The 15,118-nt window shown below is 56.0% G+C and carries 14 protein-coding genes and 1 pseudogene; 9 read left to right on the top strand and 6 right to left on the bottom strand.

What is annotated here, in order from left to right; all coding sequences use genetic code 11:
- Nucleotides 1-215: 215 nt before the first annotated feature.
- The 8 genes and pseudogenes from BCF11_RS06950 to BCF11_RS06915 all read left to right on the top strand — a co-directional run bounded on the left by BCF11_RS06950 (nt 216) and on the right by BCF11_RS06915 (nt 9,272).
- Nucleotides 216-821: a DUF2889 domain-containing protein gene (locus BCF11_RS06950; RefSeq protein WP_098494096.1), complete on the top strand. Its 606-nt coding sequence runs from the start codon at nt 216-218 to the stop codon at nt 819-821.
- Nucleotides 822-835: 14 nt separating this feature from the next.
- Nucleotides 836-2,008 (top strand): annotated as a pseudogene (sucC, locus tag BCF11_RS06945) (ADP-forming succinate--CoA ligase subunit beta); the annotation flags it as partial.
- Nucleotides 2,009-2,027: 19 nt separating this feature from the next.
- Nucleotides 2,028-2,909, top strand: a complete 882-nt coding sequence (sucD, locus tag BCF11_RS06940) for a succinate--CoA ligase subunit alpha (protein ID WP_061943920.1) — start codon at nt 2,028-2,030, stop codon at nt 2,907-2,909.
- Nucleotides 2,910-3,091: 182 nt separating this feature from the next.
- Nucleotides 3,092-3,919: a Stp1/IreP family PP2C-type Ser/Thr phosphatase gene (locus BCF11_RS06935; protein WP_369827735.1), complete on the top strand. Its 828-nt coding sequence runs from the start codon at nt 3,092-3,094 to the stop codon at nt 3,917-3,919.
- A 224-nt stretch (nt 3,920-4,143) separates the two neighbouring features.
- Nucleotides 4,144-4,746 carry an FHA domain-containing protein gene (locus tag BCF11_RS06930; RefSeq protein ID WP_098494093.1) on the top strand — a complete coding sequence of 201 codons (603 nt, stop codon included), beginning with the start codon at nt 4,144-4,146 and terminating at the stop codon, nt 4,744-4,746.
- 523 nt (nt 4,747-5,269) lie between these two features.
- A complete protein-coding gene (locus BCF11_RS28285; RefSeq protein ID WP_098494092.1) occupies nt 5,270-5,752 on the top strand; it encodes a type IV pilin protein in 483 nt (160 codons plus the stop codon).
- Between the two features lie 234 nt (nt 5,753-5,986).
- Nucleotides 5,987-7,732 carry a PglL family O-oligosaccharyltransferase gene (locus BCF11_RS06920; RefSeq protein ID WP_143751275.1) on the top strand — a complete coding sequence of 582 codons (1,746 nt, stop codon included), beginning with the start codon at nt 5,987-5,989 and terminating at the stop codon, nt 7,730-7,732.
- A 34-nt stretch (nt 7,733-7,766) separates the two neighbouring features.
- Entirely contained in the window at nt 7,767-9,272 is a 1,506-nt protein-coding gene (locus BCF11_RS06915; protein WP_143751274.1) for an O-antigen ligase, read from the top strand.
- Nucleotides 9,273-9,344: 72 nt separating this feature from the next.
- On the opposite strand, the gene moaC is transcribed toward BCF11_RS06915, so the two are convergent.
- The gene (gene moaC / locus BCF11_RS06910; RefSeq protein WP_098494089.1) at nt 9,345-9,845 is read right to left on the bottom strand and encodes a cyclic pyranopterin monophosphate synthase MoaC; all 501 of its coding nucleotides are present in this window, start codon (nt 9,843-9,845) and stop codon (nt 9,345-9,347) included.
- Between the two features lie 144 nt (nt 9,846-9,989).
- On the opposite strand from moaC, the gene BCF11_RS06905 reads away from it, so the two are divergent.
- Nucleotides 9,990-11,483 (top strand): M48 family metalloprotease, encoded by a 1,494-nt coding sequence (locus BCF11_RS06905; protein ID WP_233212402.1) that lies wholly within the window; start codon nt 9,990-9,992, stop codon nt 11,481-11,483.
- Nucleotides 11,484-11,578: 95 nt separating this feature from the next.
- Here the strand turns inward: BCF11_RS06905 and BCF11_RS06900 are convergent, their stop codons facing one another.
- The 5 genes from BCF11_RS06900 to BCF11_RS06880 all read right to left on the bottom strand — a co-directional run bounded on the left by BCF11_RS06900 (nt 11,579) and on the right by BCF11_RS06880 (nt 14,966).
- Nucleotides 11,579-12,175 carry a DUF2946 family protein gene (locus BCF11_RS06900; protein ID WP_098494087.1) on the bottom strand — a complete coding sequence of 199 codons (597 nt, stop codon included), beginning with the start codon at nt 12,173-12,175 and terminating at the stop codon, nt 11,579-11,581.
- 1 nt (nt 12,176) lies between these two features.
- A complete protein-coding gene (locus BCF11_RS06895; protein WP_098494086.1) occupies nt 12,177-13,148 on the bottom strand; it encodes a YheT family hydrolase in 972 nt (323 codons plus the stop codon).
- Between the two features lie 133 nt (nt 13,149-13,281).
- Nucleotides 13,282-13,713 (bottom strand): nuclear transport factor 2 family protein, encoded by a 432-nt coding sequence (locus tag BCF11_RS06890; RefSeq protein WP_098497362.1) that lies wholly within the window; start codon nt 13,711-13,713, stop codon nt 13,282-13,284.
- A gap of 82 nt (nt 13,714-13,795) precedes the next feature.
- Nucleotides 13,796-13,996 carry a zinc-finger domain-containing protein gene (locus BCF11_RS06885; RefSeq protein WP_098494085.1) on the bottom strand — a complete coding sequence of 67 codons (201 nt, stop codon included), beginning with the start codon at nt 13,994-13,996 and terminating at the stop codon, nt 13,796-13,798.
- Nucleotides 13,997-14,039: 43 nt separating this feature from the next.
- On the bottom strand, nt 14,040-14,966 hold the full coding sequence (locus BCF11_RS06880; RefSeq protein ID WP_098494084.1) for a branched-chain amino acid transaminase: 927 nt from the start codon (nt 14,964-14,966) through the stop codon (nt 14,040-14,042).
- Nucleotides 14,967-15,118: the final 152 nt, after the last annotated feature.

The raw sequence follows: 15,118 nt of genomic DNA, 5'->3' as shown, positions 1-15,118 counted from the left end.
CAAAACCGGCAGCATGCTCATACTGCTTTCTATCTTGCGCCTTCTTGTTTCTCCAGCTGATTCCATGGCGAACGCCGTTGATGGCTATTTTGCAACTGTCCGTCAACATCGCTAAGCCAGCGAAGCTGTGCTACACTTTTGGGGTTTTTTGCAAACCGCAGGAGCGGCAGTTACCATAGAAACTGTGGTAACGACACGCAAATAAGTCCACCATTATGTCTCTGACACCATCCATTTCCCGCCGAGCGTTGAAGCACACCCGCGCGATTCACATCGAAGCATTTGTGCGCGACGACGGCTTGTGGGAACTGGATGCGCACCTGACCGATACCAAGCCTTTCGACCTTACTTTACCTGCCGGCAACTTGCCCGCAGGCGCGCCGCTGCACAGCCTGTGGCTGCGGCTGACGCTGGATCGCCAGTTCACCATCGTCGAGGTTGAAGCAAATTCGGAAGCGGTGCCGTATCAGGGCTATTGCAATACCATCAACCCCGCGTATAAAACCCTGGTCGGCCTGAGCCTGGTCAAGGGCTTCCGTTATATGCTCAAGGAGCGCATCGGCGGCGCCCTGGGTTGCACCCATTTAACCGAGCTGGCGCAAATCTTGCCGACCGCCGCCTTGCAGGCTTTCGGCGGCGAGATAGACCGCGGCGCCGATGCTGCCGCCGGACAGGGCAAGCCGCCCCAGCTCGACCGCTGTCATGCTTTACGTAGTGAAGGCGCAGTCGTCGCCCAATATTATCCGAAGTGGGCAATCAGCCCACCAGCCGAAGTAGACCAACAAACTCATTTATCCAACCAAGCAATTTCATTTAATTAAGTGTCAGAAGGGAAGCTCGCATGAAAATCCATGAGTATCAGGGTAAAGAAATTCTCCGCCAGTTCGGAGTGACAACACCGCGTGGCATCCCGTGCCTGAGCGTCGATGACGCGGTCAAGGCAGCCGAAACACTCGGCGGTTCGGTTTGGGTAGTCAAAGCTCAGATCCATGCCGGCGGTCGCGGCAAGGGCGGCGGCGTCAAGGTTGCCAAGTCGCTGGAACAAGTGCGCGAATACGCCAACCAGATTCTCGGCATGCAGCTGATCACGCATCAGACTGGCCCTGAAGGCCAGAAAGTGCGTCGCCTGCTGATCGAAGAAGGCGCTGACATCAAGCAAGAACTGTATGTGAGCATGGTCACCGACCGCGTCAGCCAGCGCGTGGTGCTGATGGCATCCAGCGAAGGCGGCATGGACATCGAAGAAGTCGCAGCCAGCCATCCGGAAAAGATCCACCAGGTTGTCATCGATCCGGCTACCGGCCTGACCGATGCTGAAGCTGACAGCATCAGCACCCTGATCGGCGTTCCTGCCGGTTCGATCGCCGATGCGCGCGTTCAGTTGCAAGGTCTGTACAAGGCTTACTGGGATACCGATTGCTCGCTGGCGGAAATCAACCCGCTGATCGTCACCGGTTCCGGCAAGGTCATCGCCCTGGACGCCAAGTTCAACTTCGACGCCAATGCCCTGTTCCGTCACCCGGAAATCGTCGCTTACCGCGATCTGGATGAAGAAGATCCAGCTGAAATCGAAGCTTCCAAGTTCGACCTGGCTTACATCTCGCTCGACGGCAATATCGGCTGCCTGGTGAACGGCGCCGGCCTGGCCATGGCCACCATGGACACCATCAAGCTGTTCGGCGGCGAGCCAGCCAACTTCCTCGACGTCGGCGGCGGTGCTACTGCTGAAAAAGTGACTGAAGCCTTCAAGATCATGTTGAAGAACCCAGGCCTGAAAGCCATCCTGGTCAACATCTTCGGCGGCATCATGCGCTGCGACGTGATCGCCGAAGGCGTCATCACCGCATCCAAAGCCGTTTCGCTGAAAGTGCCGCTGGTGGTCCGCATGAAGGGCACCAACGAAGAAATCGGCAAGAAAATGCTGGCCGACTCCGGCCTGCCGATCATCTCGGCGGACAGCATGGAAGAAGCGGCGCAGAAGGTTGTTGCTGCTGCTAACGGTAAGTAATAAATAACAAGGAACAACTATGTCGATCCTGATCAACAAAGACACTAAAGTCGTCACCCAAGGCATCACCGGCAAGACCGGTCAATTTCACACCCGCGGCTGCCGCGATTACGCAAACGGCAAGAACGCATTTGTCGCCGGCGTGAACCCGAAAAAAGCAGGTGAAGATTTCGAAGGCATCCCGATTTTCGCTAACGTTTCCGAAGCCAAGGCCGCCACCGGCGCCAACGTTTCGGTGATCTACGTGCCGCCAGCAGGCGCGGCAGCAGCGATCTGGGAAGCAGTTGAAGCCGAACTAGACCTGGCGATCTGCATCACCGAAGGCATTCCAGTGCGCGATATGCTGGCCTTGAAAGACCGCATGGCAAAAGCCGGCAGCAAGACTTTGCTGCTGGGCCCTAACTGCCCAGGCCTGATCACACCGGACGAAATCAAGATCGGCATCATGCCGGGCCATATCCATAAGAAGGGCCGTATCGGCGTGGTTTCGCGCTCCGGCACCCTGACTTATGAAGCAGTCGGTCAATTGACCGCACTGGGCCTGGGCCAGTCGTCGGCAGTCGGCATCGGCGGCGATCCGATCAACGGCTTGAAGCACATCGACATCATGAAGATGTTCAACGACGATCCTGAAACCGATGCAGTCATCATGATCGGCGAAATCGGCGGTCCAGACGAAGCGAATGCCGCTTACTGGATCAAGGACAACATGAAGAAGCCAGTGGTCAGCTTCATCGCTGGCGTCACCGCTCCTCCGGGCAAGCGCATGGGCCATGCCGGCGCGCTGATCTCGGGCGGCGCTGACACAGCACAAGCCAAGCTGGACATCATGGAAGCCTGTGGCATCACCACGACCAAGAATCCTTCGGAAATGGCGCGTCTGCTGAAGGCGATGCTGTAATCGTCGCATAACCAGCAAAACGGTTGGCCGGCGTGGTGTCAGCCGGCCAGGCAGGAAAGGGAGCTTCGGCTCCCTTTTTTATTGGGCCGCACAATTTCCTGTGCGGCGCGGCTATGGCATCTTGAAGCCGGCGCCTGGAGATACTGCAATATGTCTTGCCGTCCCCGGCAGAACCAAGGAAAATGCTTGTAATCTGGCAATCGCCTAATCTGTATCATCTTTTTTCACCGAACATGTCTCGACATATGCCGCTTGAGTTTGCCGCCAAAACGGATATTGGTATGGTGCGAGTACAAAACGAGGACACCGTCGTCGTCGACGCCGGCTTGCAGCTGGCGATCCTGGCCGACGGCATGGGCGGTTACAACGCCGGTGAAGTCGCCAGCAGCATCGCCACCGTCGCCATCCAGGAAGAAATCGAAAGCCAGCTGCAGGAGTACCGCCGCCTGCAAAAGCCGGAAGAGGAGCTGCCGACCCGTCTATGGCTGATGCAAGCCGTGCGTCAGGCCAACAGTACCATCATCAACGCCGCCCGCCGCGAGCCGGAATACCGCGGCATGGGCACCACCCTGGTGGTAGCCTGGTTCGAACCTGAAGGCCAGGTCAGCATCGCCCACGTCGGCGACTCGCGCGCCTACCGCATCCGCGACGGCTTGCTGGAACAGCTCACGCGCGACCATTCCCTGCTGCAAGAACAGATCGACGCCGGCCTGATCCGCGCCGAAGATGCGCAATTTGCCCTCAACCGCAATATCGTCACGCGCGCTGTCGGCATCGACTACCAGCTGGTGGTGGAAGTCCACCAGCATGAAATACAGGCCGGGGATCTTTACCTGCTCTGTTCAGACGGCCTGTCGGACCGCATCGGCGACGGCGATATCAGCAATATCATCAGCGACGCCCAGGGCGACCTCAAGATGGCATGCACCATGCTTATCAATGCTGCCAACCAGTCCGGCGGGCAGGACAATGTGTCGGTGATCTTGATCAGGGTGGCGCAGAATGAATAGGTGCCATTGTTAAATTGCCAGCACAGGCCGTGGGCGGCGCAACGGCCAGGGCCGCAACATAAATCCCGGATTTTGAGTACGATTGCCCCAAAACAACATTAAACTGGGGTATGTGAAGACATGTACGGCCCGATGTGTGAATTGTGAGAGCAGCGCCAGCACCAATAGCCGCCAGGATATTGTTTTAATCAACTTACAGATAGCGTTTCCCAAGAGAGATAGGAATGGCGAAGATCATCCTGACCAAAGGCGGCACCGTAATACAAGAGATGACGCTCACCAAAGAGCGCACCACCATCGGCCGCCGCGCCCACAATGACCTGGTCATCGACAACCTCGCCATCAGCGGCGAGCATGCGGTCATCATCACTATCTACAACGACTCGTTTCTGGAAGACCTCAACAGCACCAACGGCACCCAGGTCAATGGCCATCCGGTTACCAAGCACTTTTTGCAGCACAATGATGTGATCCAGATGGCAAGGTACAAATTGCTGTACCAGGTGGATACGGATGAGGAAATCAAGGACAACCGGCCCAAGATGTTTCCAGTGCCGCGGCCGGATGCCACCATTACCGTGCTGGACGGGCCTAGCGCCGGCAAGGAGATGTTGCTGACCAAAGTATTGACGACGATTGGCCGTCCTGGTATCCAGGTCGCGATTGTGACGCGGCGGCCGCATGGTTATGAACTGACCCACGTTGAAGGGCAGACTTATACCCGTGTCAACGACACGCCATTGAGTGCCGGTGCACGGCCGCTCAAGGATGAAGATGTAATTGATATTGCCGGGACCCTGATGAAATTTTCCTGGAAAGCCGTCTAAGCGCTGTGGAATCGATACGCAGCACATTCCTCACCGCTTTACTCCCGCCCCTTCATTCCCGCGCAAGCGGGAATCCAAGCTGATCTTAAGATGTGCCCTCGCTTCCGCGAGGACGACGCGGCTGGTAGCAATCAAATCAGTTATGCCGGCTTGCTAATGAAGACGATAGCAATTGCTTATCTAATAACGAAATTGCTCTGCGATATGGCTTGGTCTCTGCATTTAAGCTTAACGCCAGTTTTATTTACCTTGGTAATTGATGAAACTGGAGGGGCATGTTTTGCCGCATTTCATATTTAGGTAGTCGCATATACGTCAGATCTAGGATAGGGCCATGAATGACGAATAATCATAGTTTCTTTGTGACAAACTTTGTCAGCTTCACATCGCAAATCTGCCAAATTTCCTCACTTTTCCAAGCACAAGTCTTTGAAAGTCCGAGATTTTCCACTGGCACAGACATTGCTGTATATCCCGTGTAGTGAAGTAGTGAAGCCCCCCTTTTTATTAACCGGAGAAACAAATGAAATCGATGAAAATGATTAAACGTGCACAGCGCGGTTTTACCCTGATCGAATTGATGATCGTTGTAGCGATTATCGGCATCTTGGCCGCTGTGGCGATTCCTCAGTATCAAGACTACACATTGCGCGCTAAATTGGCGAATGTGGCTAGCGCCGTTGCTCCCCTCGAGCTGGCCGCTGCTGAGTTTTACCAGGCAAATGGCGTATTTCCTGCAGGGACGGATTTGACCAGTGCAGGAGTCAAAGTTATTGGTACCAAGGAAGCGACCTTTGCTGTTGCTGGGGGGGCTACAGGTGTTATTACTGCTACATTGAATGGTACCAGCGCTCCTTTGGGTACTGGTGTCCCAACAACTGCGACAATTACATTTACTGCGGCTCCTAGTGCGGGTGATACAGTCCTCAAATGGGCTGCTGTTCCTGGCAGCTTCACAAACACAGCTGCTTCGAATTATGTTACAACTAAACTGAACGGTTCCTAATATTAGCGACCAGTTTATGTACGATTGGCGTTGCTGAGTGCTGTGCCTTCCGTGATGAAGCCCCTCTTCGAGAGGGGCTTTTTTTTACTAAGTTCCTATTTCCAATATTTTATATAGGCAATCACCCTAAGCTTTGTTGTCGGCGCCTGTATATCTGCTTGCCGCTGACAATGTGAGCGAGACCTTGGGCTAGAGTGCGTGCAAGCTGATGTAAGAGTAAATGGAGCAGAGAAATTGAAGCAGATCGACACAACTAATTGGATATTGGCTTTACTCGGATTACTTTGTCTGCTGCCATTTGTTCAGCCATATCATGAAGCGCCAATTTCATCATTGTTTGCCGAATGGCAATCTTTTTTAGTGTTGTGGGTAGCTCTACTTATTGCCTGCTTTCATGGCAAAGGCATACGTCAATCAATTATCCCGGAAATTTCATTGGCCGGTCTGTTCTTGCTTGTGTTTACAGTAATTCAGTCAGTTGTTCGCCCACCCGAATACGTGCAGCAAGTCCTCCTGCCGATCTGCTATTTCGTCAGTTTATGTGCTGCGGTTCAACTGGGGTATTGGTTGCGACAACGAGACTTGGTTGAGCGGGGTATGTTATATCTCGCGGTATTTTTTATCGTTGGAGCTGCTTATACTGTTGCGGTGCAATTTGTACAACTGCCATGGCAAGATTTTTCCCGCATGCCGTTTATGATGCCGAGAGTTACGGGTCACAATCCATACGGTAATATCGGTCAAACCAATCACGTTGCCACTTACCTGGCAATCGGCTGGGCTGCGGCACACTACCTGCGATCTCGCGGCAAGGTTCGACTGAGTCTCTATCTGCCTTTTGCATTTCTCTTGTTTGCCGGGATGATCTTGACTGGTCAACGCAGTGGTTTTATTTACGTGCTTTCCCTGAGTGCGCTGTTCTGGTTTTTCCCCATGAGCGCCAGCGTTAACGGCAACCCGCCTCGCCGCACCATCTGGGTTTGCGGCATGCCATTGATCTATCTGCTGTTGAGTTACGCATTGCACGTTATCTTTCACTATCTGGGATCCGAATTTACCACGGCGTCCGAGCGACTAAATACCGGCTGGAGCGGGCGCCTGGACTTATTGCATATAGGCTGGTCGCTTTTCAAGGAGTCGCCCTGGTTCGGTATCGGATGGGGACGTCTGGCTTCCTATGAGTTCCTGAAAGCAGATGTGCTGCCGACCATGCCTGCCAACCACGTTCATAATATTGTCGTGCAATTGCTTGCTGAAACCGGCATTTTCTGTACCGTCGCGGTCTTGTCCATTGTAGGGTTGTGGCTGCTGAGGTTCCTGAAGTTTCCATCTTCGCCTGAAAAGCAGTTTGTGTTCGGCGTGATCATCATTCTCGGTCTGCACAGCATGGTCGAATATCCGCTCTGGTACGCTTATTTCCTGCTGCCGCTCGGCGTTCTCGCCGGGATGTTCGAGTCGAGCGCCGTACGCCTAAAATTCCCGCCAACGCTGATCAACGTAATTGTCAAAGGAACCAGTTTTGTGGCCATCGGGGTTCTGTTTTACTCCTTTTTTGAAGCCATCTACGTGACCGATATGTATGGCAGAAGAACCGTCAATTACTACTCGCGTGCTTTGCGCGCTGCGGAACTGAAAGAAATTGCGCAAATGCCGAGCAAATTCTTCCTCAAGCCTTATGTAGACTATATCGATAGTACCGGCCGCATCCTGAATGGTGAGAATTTGCCGGAAAACATGGCGCTTAACCAACGCCTGTTGAACACCATGATCGACAATAACGTGATTGTGCGTCAAAGTATCTATCTGGCGATGTCCGGACGCGATGCCGAGGCGCAGACAACGTTCTTGCGGATGAAGAAAATATTCCCGGAGCGGACGCCTGAAATGCTTGGCGTACTCCAGCACACCGCCCGCCTCGCAAACAATGAAAATCTGACGGTATTTTCAAAATGGGCGACTGAGGCGGCGTCACAAAAATAAGCGTGTTAGTGCAGTATTCTAAGGAAGCAATGTGTTGAATGCCCAACGTACGTCAGATATGCCGGCGACTGATGCGACATTGACGGTTGCATCCGGATTATCCCTTGCCGTCGTCGTCGCGGTCATCGCAGCAATCAGTCCGCTTTTGTCCTTTGCTTTGGTCCCGGGCGCGGGATTTCACGACAATCAACGGATTCTGGAAATCTTTTGCCTGGTGCTGACCAGCTTTTCCTGCGTGGCTCTTCTGCTGCTGAAACCTGGCGCAAAATTCCGGCCCTTGCACGACTATCGCATGCTGAGTTTCCTGGCCTTGTTCTTTGCACTCGGCCTGGCATCCAGCGCGATTGCCTATTCGCCGCGACATGCTTTGCTGGAATGGTCGAACCTGTTGCTGCTTGTCGTCATGTCGTCCTTGATCGCCATGGAAATACGCGATAAGGGCAGCATCCTGCTGGATAGGATATTGCTGGTGTGCGGCTTGGGAAGCGCGTTCTATATTTTTATAGAAATCATCAACTACATTGCCATAGTCAATGCCGGCGGCCAGCCGGCCAATATCATATTCGTGTCTGGCTTTGACAATTACCGCTTCCTCAATCACGTTCAAACAATCACCCTCCCGCTGCTCGGTCTGTTTATATGCCGTAGCGATGACAGCAGGAAAAAAATATTTGCCTGGGTAGTCACATCGGTATGGTGGACATTACTGTATGTTTCAGCCGGACGCGGCACCTTCATTGGCATGTTGGCCGGCGTCGGCGTGACCTGGATTTTTCTACGCAAAGATGCGCTGCCATGGTCCCGGGTGATGTTGTGGTCGGCCCTTGCAGGGATGGCGGTCTATCTTTTGTTTTACGTATTGATTCCTCTTACATTAGGTTTGCAGCCGTTCGGATTTCTGTTCGCCGTCGCCGGCAGGACTATGGAAAATCCCGATTCCGGCCGTTGGCCTTTATGGATAAGGGCCTGGGAAATCATGCTTGGGCATCCATGGCTGGGGGCCGGGCCTTTGCACTTCGCTCATTTCGGGCGCACTGTGCAAGCTGGTGCGCATCCTCACAACTGGGTAGCGCAGATTGCTTGTGAATGGGGCATTCCAGCCTTTCTTTGCCTTGTCGCGGCGCTTGCGCTTGGGCTTCGGAAGCTACAGGGAGTACGCCGATACCTGCTGCCGGCGGACCGGGAAAATCGCCTGACGCTGGCGGCGTTGCTGACCGCCGCCGTGGCGATCCTGGTGGACGGTTTGGTATCGGGTTTGATCGTGATGCCGACCAGCCAATTGTGGATTGCGCTGTATATCGGCATTACATGGGGCTGGCTTGCCTCCCTGAGATCGCCACAGGCCGAGGCGACACTGCGTCTGTCACCGGTAACCCGGGTATTCACTATAGCGGGCTTGCTGACCTTGCTCTATTTTCTTGGCAACGGCCTGTGGCCGGAGATCGGCAATCTGAAGTTGTATGAAGAGCAAAATCTGCAGCAAGACATCTATGCTGATCCAATATCACGGCCACGAATCTGGCTGGGTGGATATTTTTAATTGGGATGCGCAAGGCTTGGGCTATTTTCCGGTTTTAATCCGCCGCAAGCGCAACAAGCCATGCAGATGGGCCTATGACTCTGCCATCCAGTCCCCCGACTTGCCGCCGTGCTTTTCCATCACCCGCACATCGGTAATCACCATCCCCCGGTCCACTGCCTTGCACATGTCATAGATAGTCAGCAAGCCGATCTGCACAGCAGTAAGCGCTTCCATTTCCACGCCAGTCTTGCCCACCGTTTCCGCCTGCGCATGACAGCTAATGCTGGAAGCGCCTTCATCGATACTGAAATCAACCGTCACCCGTGTCAATGCCAAAGGATGGCAAAGAGGGATCAGGTCGCTGGTGCGTTTGGTGGCCATGATGGCGGCGATGCGCGCAATCCCCAGCACATCGCCTTTCTTTGCCGTGCCGGACTGTATCAATGCCAATGTTTCGGCTTTCATGCGGATGCAGCCGCTGGCGACGGCGATGCGGTGCGTGTCGCTTTTACTACCGACATCGACCATGTGCGCCTGGCCGGTTGAATCGAAGTGGGTCAGCTTGGCTGCTGCCGGGGTTTTGTTGGTCATGGCGGTATTTTCTTTAGATGATGCGGTCTGGCGTGACCCGGATTTTAGCCGGCCGGCGCCATTTGCTGAATGTGGAACAATTATCCTCTGTTAGTATCATAGCATCGTGATTTTGACACTAGCCAGCACTCGATGACGCGACCCATGCAATTTCCACAGCGGACACTATTGGCGGCGCTGCTCAGCGTCTGTTGCGCCTTGCCGCCCATGCCTGCAACGGCGGTGCAAAATCTGCCGACTCTGGGCGATAGCTCGCGGGAATCGCTGTCCCCGCTGATGGAGCGCAAGCTGGGCGAGGAGGTCATGCACGATATCCGGCGCGATCCGGACTACATGAACGATGCGCCTTTGCTGGAGTACCTGAACACCTTCGGCTGGACCCTGGTCGCGGCGCGGCCTGAAGTGCGCGGCGAGGCGGGTTTCGATTTCTTTTTCTTTGCGGTGCGCGATCCGGTCTTGAACGCGTTTGCCTTGCCGGGTGGCTTTATCGGCGTGCATTCGGGCTTGCTGCTGGCTGCGCAAAGCGAATCGGAGCTGGCTTCGGTGCTGGCGCATGAAATCGGCCATGTGGCGCAGCGCCATATCGCGCGCATGTTGGGCAGCCAGAAGCAGGACTCGATGATTGCACTGGCGGCGATGCTGCTGGGGGCGCTGGCGATGCGCGGCAGCGGTGATGCCGGAGCGGCGGTGATGATGGGCGGCACCGGGCTGGCGCTGCAGCGCCAGTTGAACTTCAGCCGCGATGCCGAGCGCGAGGCGGATCGTATCGGCTTGTCGATACTGGACGCGGGCGGTTTTGACACCAGCGGCATGGTGGCGTTTTTTGGCCGCATGCAAACGGCTTCCCGCAATTATTCGGATGCCGTTCCGCCGTATCTGCTGACGCATCCGCTGACCAGCGAGCGTATCGCTGATATCGAAGCGCGGATCCGCGAGCAGCGTTACCGGCAGCATGCCGATAGCCTGGATTTCCAGCTGATACGGGCGCGTGTGCGGGTGTTGCAGGACGATACCGAGCAGGGGCGGCGCGACGCTCAATATGTCTTCGATTCGCAGCTCAAGCAAAACACCAAGCAGCAGATTGTCGCGGCTAAGTATGGCATGGCTTTCCTGGCGTTCAAGCGGGAAGATTATGGCCAGGCGGAACAGTTGCTGCAGGAAGCCGTCGCTGCGACGGCGCCGGCCAAGCAGAGCCTGGTGCTGACCGACCTGGGGATTGAGATCATGCTGGCGACCAAGCGCGAGGCGGATGCCTTGAAGCTGGTGCAGCAGGCGCAGCTGCAATATCCCTTATCGCGCGGGCTTGCTCATCAGTATGCGCGGGTTTTGATTGCTTCCAAGCGCCTGGATGAGGCGACCAAGTATCTGCGCGAGCAGGCGCAGCTGTACCGGCAGGATGCGGATGTGCAGGATTTGCTGGCCAAGGCGTATTCGGCGCAGGGCAAGCGGGCTTTGCAGCATATGGCTTTGGCGGAGTCTTATGTGTTGACGGGGAGTGTGCCGGCGGCTTTGGATCAGTTAAAGATTGCGCGGAATTCGCCTGATGCGGAGTTTTATGACCAGTCGATGATTGATGCGCGGGAGCGGGAGTTGCAGGAGCGGTGGAAGGATGAGTTGAAGGCTTCCAAAGAGCGCTAGCGCTGCGCTGAGGGGTGTGTTTCGTGGGCCGTCAATCGGGGTCAGAGTAATTTACGACGATGAGGCTGTCGTAAAAAAACTCTGACCCCGATTGACTAGGTTTGTCTTGGTTTTGGTACAAAACCAAAAGCTGAGGCGATATTTTTGGCTGCGATTCTTGTGACGGGGATTGTTGTTTCTGCCTGTTGCCAGGTCAGGACGCGCTTGTCCGTTTGTGTTGCCAGCCATTCCAGCAGGGCTTCGTCGCTGACGATTTCTCCGTCCATGCGTAGCTGAGTCAGACATTGCGCAAGATCGCGGTCGTCGACTGCTGCGACCTGGCCGGGTGCGGCCAGCAGCAGCCGGCCTTCTTCGGTCAGCATGACGGAATCCACGGCCGACATTGCTGCGCCGGTTTGCAAAACAAAACCTTGCAGCGGATCGGTATGGGCGATGTAGGGCGTCAGCGCCAGATCTACGTAGACCCGTTGCGGGCCGTTCTGGAAATACCAGCAGCCTTGCTCATCCGCCTTGTAGTTGCGGTTGATGAAGCCGACCAGCGCGGTGTGCATGATCTTGTCGCCGGGCAGGTTCTGTTTTTGCGTCTGTTCATCGCGCATGCGCCAGGCGCCGCGGGCGTCGAGCGCCAGCCAGCCATAGCAGGCCGGGACATTGGGCCATTTCTGCATGGCTTGGAGGACGATCTGGTCCATCTCAGCTTTCCTGCAAAAAGCGCAGCATGCGCTGCGGCAGCCAGTCCAGGCGGCCGGGTGGGTTGCCGACGGCGAAGCCGACGTGGCCGCCTTGTTCCGGATATTCCAGGGTGACGCTGGCGGCGGCTTTGGGCGGCAGGTGGCGCGGCGGCAGGAAGGGGTCGTTCTTGGCGTTGAGCACCAGCGTCGGGATCGTAATATCGTTCATCACCAGCTTGGCGCTGGCGCGGTGCCAGTAGTCTTCGGTATTGCGGAAGCCGTGCAGCGGTGCGGTGACGATGTTGTCGAATTCGTAGAGGTCGCGCGAGCGCAGCATTTTTTCGCGGTCGAACAGGCGCGGGAATTGCTGTAGCTTGTCGAGCGACTTGCTTTTCATGGTGCGCAGGAAAGAGCGCGTATACACCATGTTGAAACCGTGCGACAAAGCTTCGCCGCCGCCGGCCAGGTCGAGCGGCGCCGAGATGGCGCAGGCGGCGTCGACGATCTTGGCTTCATTCTGCGATTCGCCCAGCCAGCGCAGCAGCGCGTTGCCGCCCAGCGAAACGCCGGTGGCGTAGAACTTGGTGAACTGCTTTTCCGCGCGGCTGGCCGCCAGCCGGCGCAGGATCCAGTCGACTTCCTCGGCGTCGCCCGAGTGATAAAAGCGTGGCGCCTGGTTGATTTCACCCGAGCAGCCGCGGAAGTGCGGCACCGCGCCGGACCAGCCCAGCTTGGCCAGTTGCGCCATCAGGGCGCGGCTGTAATGGCTGTCGGATGAACCTTCCAGGCCGTGGAACAGCACCACCAGCGGTTGTCCGGGCTGGCCGTCGACGAAATCGATGTCGATGAAATCGCCGTCCGGCGTATCCCAGCGCTCACGGCGGTAAGCGACTAGCGGCTTGCTGATGCAGGTGGCGGGGTAAATGGTCTGCAGATGGCCGCCTGGCAGCCATAGCGGCGCCGGATAAGACGCGGGGAAAATCGAAGTGCTCATACGAAAGCTATAGCCTGATCAGTTGGGGGCAGAGCTGCACGAGAAGTGTAATTCGTCGCATGGCGGCGACTTATAAACCCTACCCGGGCGGCTCTGTCCCACAATAAGTCTTTACCGTGCTGAGCGCCACTTTTTAATGCAAGGTGGCGCTCGATACCGTTTCTTCAGGCGCCGCCCCGGGCGCGACCGAAGCGTGATGCAGCACGATGCGCCAGCCGCGTGGGGTTTTCATGTAGACATTGGTGGCGAGGATGTGCATGTCGCGGTCTGAGTCGCTGGCCTGATGCAGCTCTTCCACCAGGTTATGAATGCTGGTCGACATATTATGAGTCACATGCAGTTGCCGCGCGCGGATATGCACGCCACCGCGTTCAAACAGGGCTTCGAAGGCGGCCCGGATCGCCGCATGGCCATGCAGCCGCGGTGCATTCGGATGGACGCAGACGATCTCGTCGTCATCGGCCCAGAGCGCCATCATGGCCTCGATGTCGGCGCGGCTCATGGCGTCGTAAAAAGCGGTTTCGGTTTCTTCTGCTGAACCGTGCATAAATTTGACATGCGGCATATTGCCTCCCAACTCACCCGGATTGAACCACTGGCACAACACTTTGGCAGTATCAAAAAAGGGAGCCACGCTCCCTTTTCGATCAGTGTCCTTTGACGACTGCGCCCGGTTTCAGGCGGTATTGCGTGCCGCAGTAGGGGCATTTGGCGCTGCCGCTGCTATCCAGGTTGAGGAACACGCGCGGATGCGAGGACCAGGTCGGCATCAGCGGGTTGGGGCAGTGTGCCGGCAAATCCTTGCCGTCTAGTTCAACTACTGCTTGCGGGCTTGTTGCTGTGTTCATTTACTGCTCCTAGTGACGTGTGCTCTGACTGCTTGATGCCGGCTTACTTTCCAACCACGGTAAGCCAGTGTTGATATTTGTCCGACTTGCCCGCCACCACTTCAAAAAACATGGACTGGATCTTTTCGGTGATGGGGCCGCGCTTGCCTTCGCCGATGGCGCGGTTGTCGAGTTCGCGGATCGGCGTGATCTCCGCCGCGGTGCCGGTGAAGAAGGCTTCGTCGGCACAATACATTTCATCGCGGGTAATGCGCTTTTCGATGACTTCGATGCCGCTGTCGCGCGCCATGGTCAGCACGGCGTCGCGGGTGATGCCGTCCAGGCAGGAAGCCAGGTCGGGCGTGTAGATCTTGCCGTTCCTGACGATAAACACGTTTTCGCCGGAACCTTCGGAAACGTAGCCGTCGGTATCCAGCAGCAAGGCTTCGTCGTAACCGTCGGTCAGCGCTTCCTGATTGGCCAGGATGGAATTGATGTAGTAGCCGCTGGCCTTGGCGCGCACCAGCGAGACATTGACGTGGTGGCGGCTGAAAGAGGAGGTCTTGACCCGGATGCCTTTCGCCAGGCCGTCTTCGCCCAGATAGGCGCCCCACGGCCAGGCTGCGATGGCGACGTGGATGGTGTTGCCCTTGGCGGCGATGCCGAGCTTTTCCGAGCCGATCCAGATCAGCGGCCGCATATAGCAGGATTCCAGCTGGTTTTCACGGACCACGGCGATCTGGGCGTCGATCAGGGTTTGCAGGTCGTAAGGCACTTGCATCTGGAAAATCTTGGCCGAGTTCAGCAGGCGCTGGGTATGTTCCTTGAGGCGGAAAATCGCCGGACCCTGATCGGTCTTATAGGCACGCACGCCCTCGAACACCGCCATGCCGTAATGCAGCGAATGGGTCAGAATATGGATGTTGGCGTCGCGCCAGTCGATTAATTTGCCGTCTTTCCAGATCTTGCCGTCGCGGTCATCCATGGACATGTTCAAATCTCCAGTCATCGAATAAATGAAATCAGAATTAATGAGCGTTGCGTTTTACCGGCTCATTTATTATTTAATACATAACAATGCCATGCTGGCCGCTAATACCAGCCGGCAGCGATGCAACAGAACTATTTCATCTGTTCTTAGAG

Origin of the sequence: Collimonas sp. PA-H2, assembly GCF_002564105.1 — a bacterium.
In the GTDB taxonomy this organism is placed as follows: Bacteria; Pseudomonadota; Gammaproteobacteria; order Burkholderiales; family Burkholderiaceae_D; genus Collimonas.
This window is presented reverse-complemented; position numbering and strand designations above follow the sequence as displayed.

What these genes read in the sequence shown, in the direction of transcription:
- BCF11_RS06905 (WP_233212402.1), top strand. Translation starts at nt 9,990, where the DNA reads ATGCAATTTCCACAGCGGACACTATTGGCGGCGCTGCTCAGCGTCTGT.
- BCF11_RS06950 (WP_098494096.1), top strand. Translation starts at nt 216, where the DNA reads ATGTCTCTGACACCATCCATTTCCCGCCGAGCGTTGAAGCACACCCGC.
- BCF11_RS28285 (WP_098494092.1), top strand. Translation starts at nt 5,270, where the DNA reads ATGAAATCGATGAAAATGATTAAACGTGCACAGCGCGGTTTTACCCTG.
- BCF11_RS06935 (WP_369827735.1), top strand. Translation starts at nt 3,092, where the DNA reads ATGCTTGTAATCTGGCAATCGCCTAATCTGTATCATCTTTTTTCACCG.
- BCF11_RS06890 (WP_098497362.1), bottom strand. Translation starts at nt 13,713, where the DNA reads ATGCCGCATGTCAAATTTATGCACGGTTCAGCAGAAGAAACCGAAACC.
- BCF11_RS06880 (WP_098494084.1), bottom strand. Translation starts at nt 14,966, where the DNA reads ATGTCCATGGATGACCGCGACGGCAAGATCTGGAAAGACGGCAAATTA.
- BCF11_RS06895 (WP_098494086.1), bottom strand. Translation starts at nt 13,148, where the DNA reads ATGAGCACTTCGATTTTCCCCGCGTCTTATCCGGCGCCGCTATGGCTG.
- BCF11_RS06900 (WP_098494087.1), bottom strand. Translation starts at nt 12,175, where the DNA reads ATGGACCAGATCGTCCTCCAAGCCATGCAGAAATGGCCCAATGTCCCG.
- moaC (WP_098494089.1), bottom strand. Translation starts at nt 9,845, where the DNA reads ATGACCAACAAAACCCCGGCAGCAGCCAAGCTGACCCACTTCGATTCA.
- BCF11_RS06930 (WP_098494093.1), top strand. Translation starts at nt 4,144, where the DNA reads ATGGCGAAGATCATCCTGACCAAAGGCGGCACCGTAATACAAGAGATG.
- sucD (WP_061943920.1), top strand. Translation starts at nt 2,028, where the DNA reads ATGTCGATCCTGATCAACAAAGACACTAAAGTCGTCACCCAAGGCATC.
- BCF11_RS06885 (WP_098494085.1), bottom strand. Translation starts at nt 13,996, where the DNA reads ATGAACACAGCAACAAGCCCGCAAGCAGTAGTTGAACTAGACGGCAAG.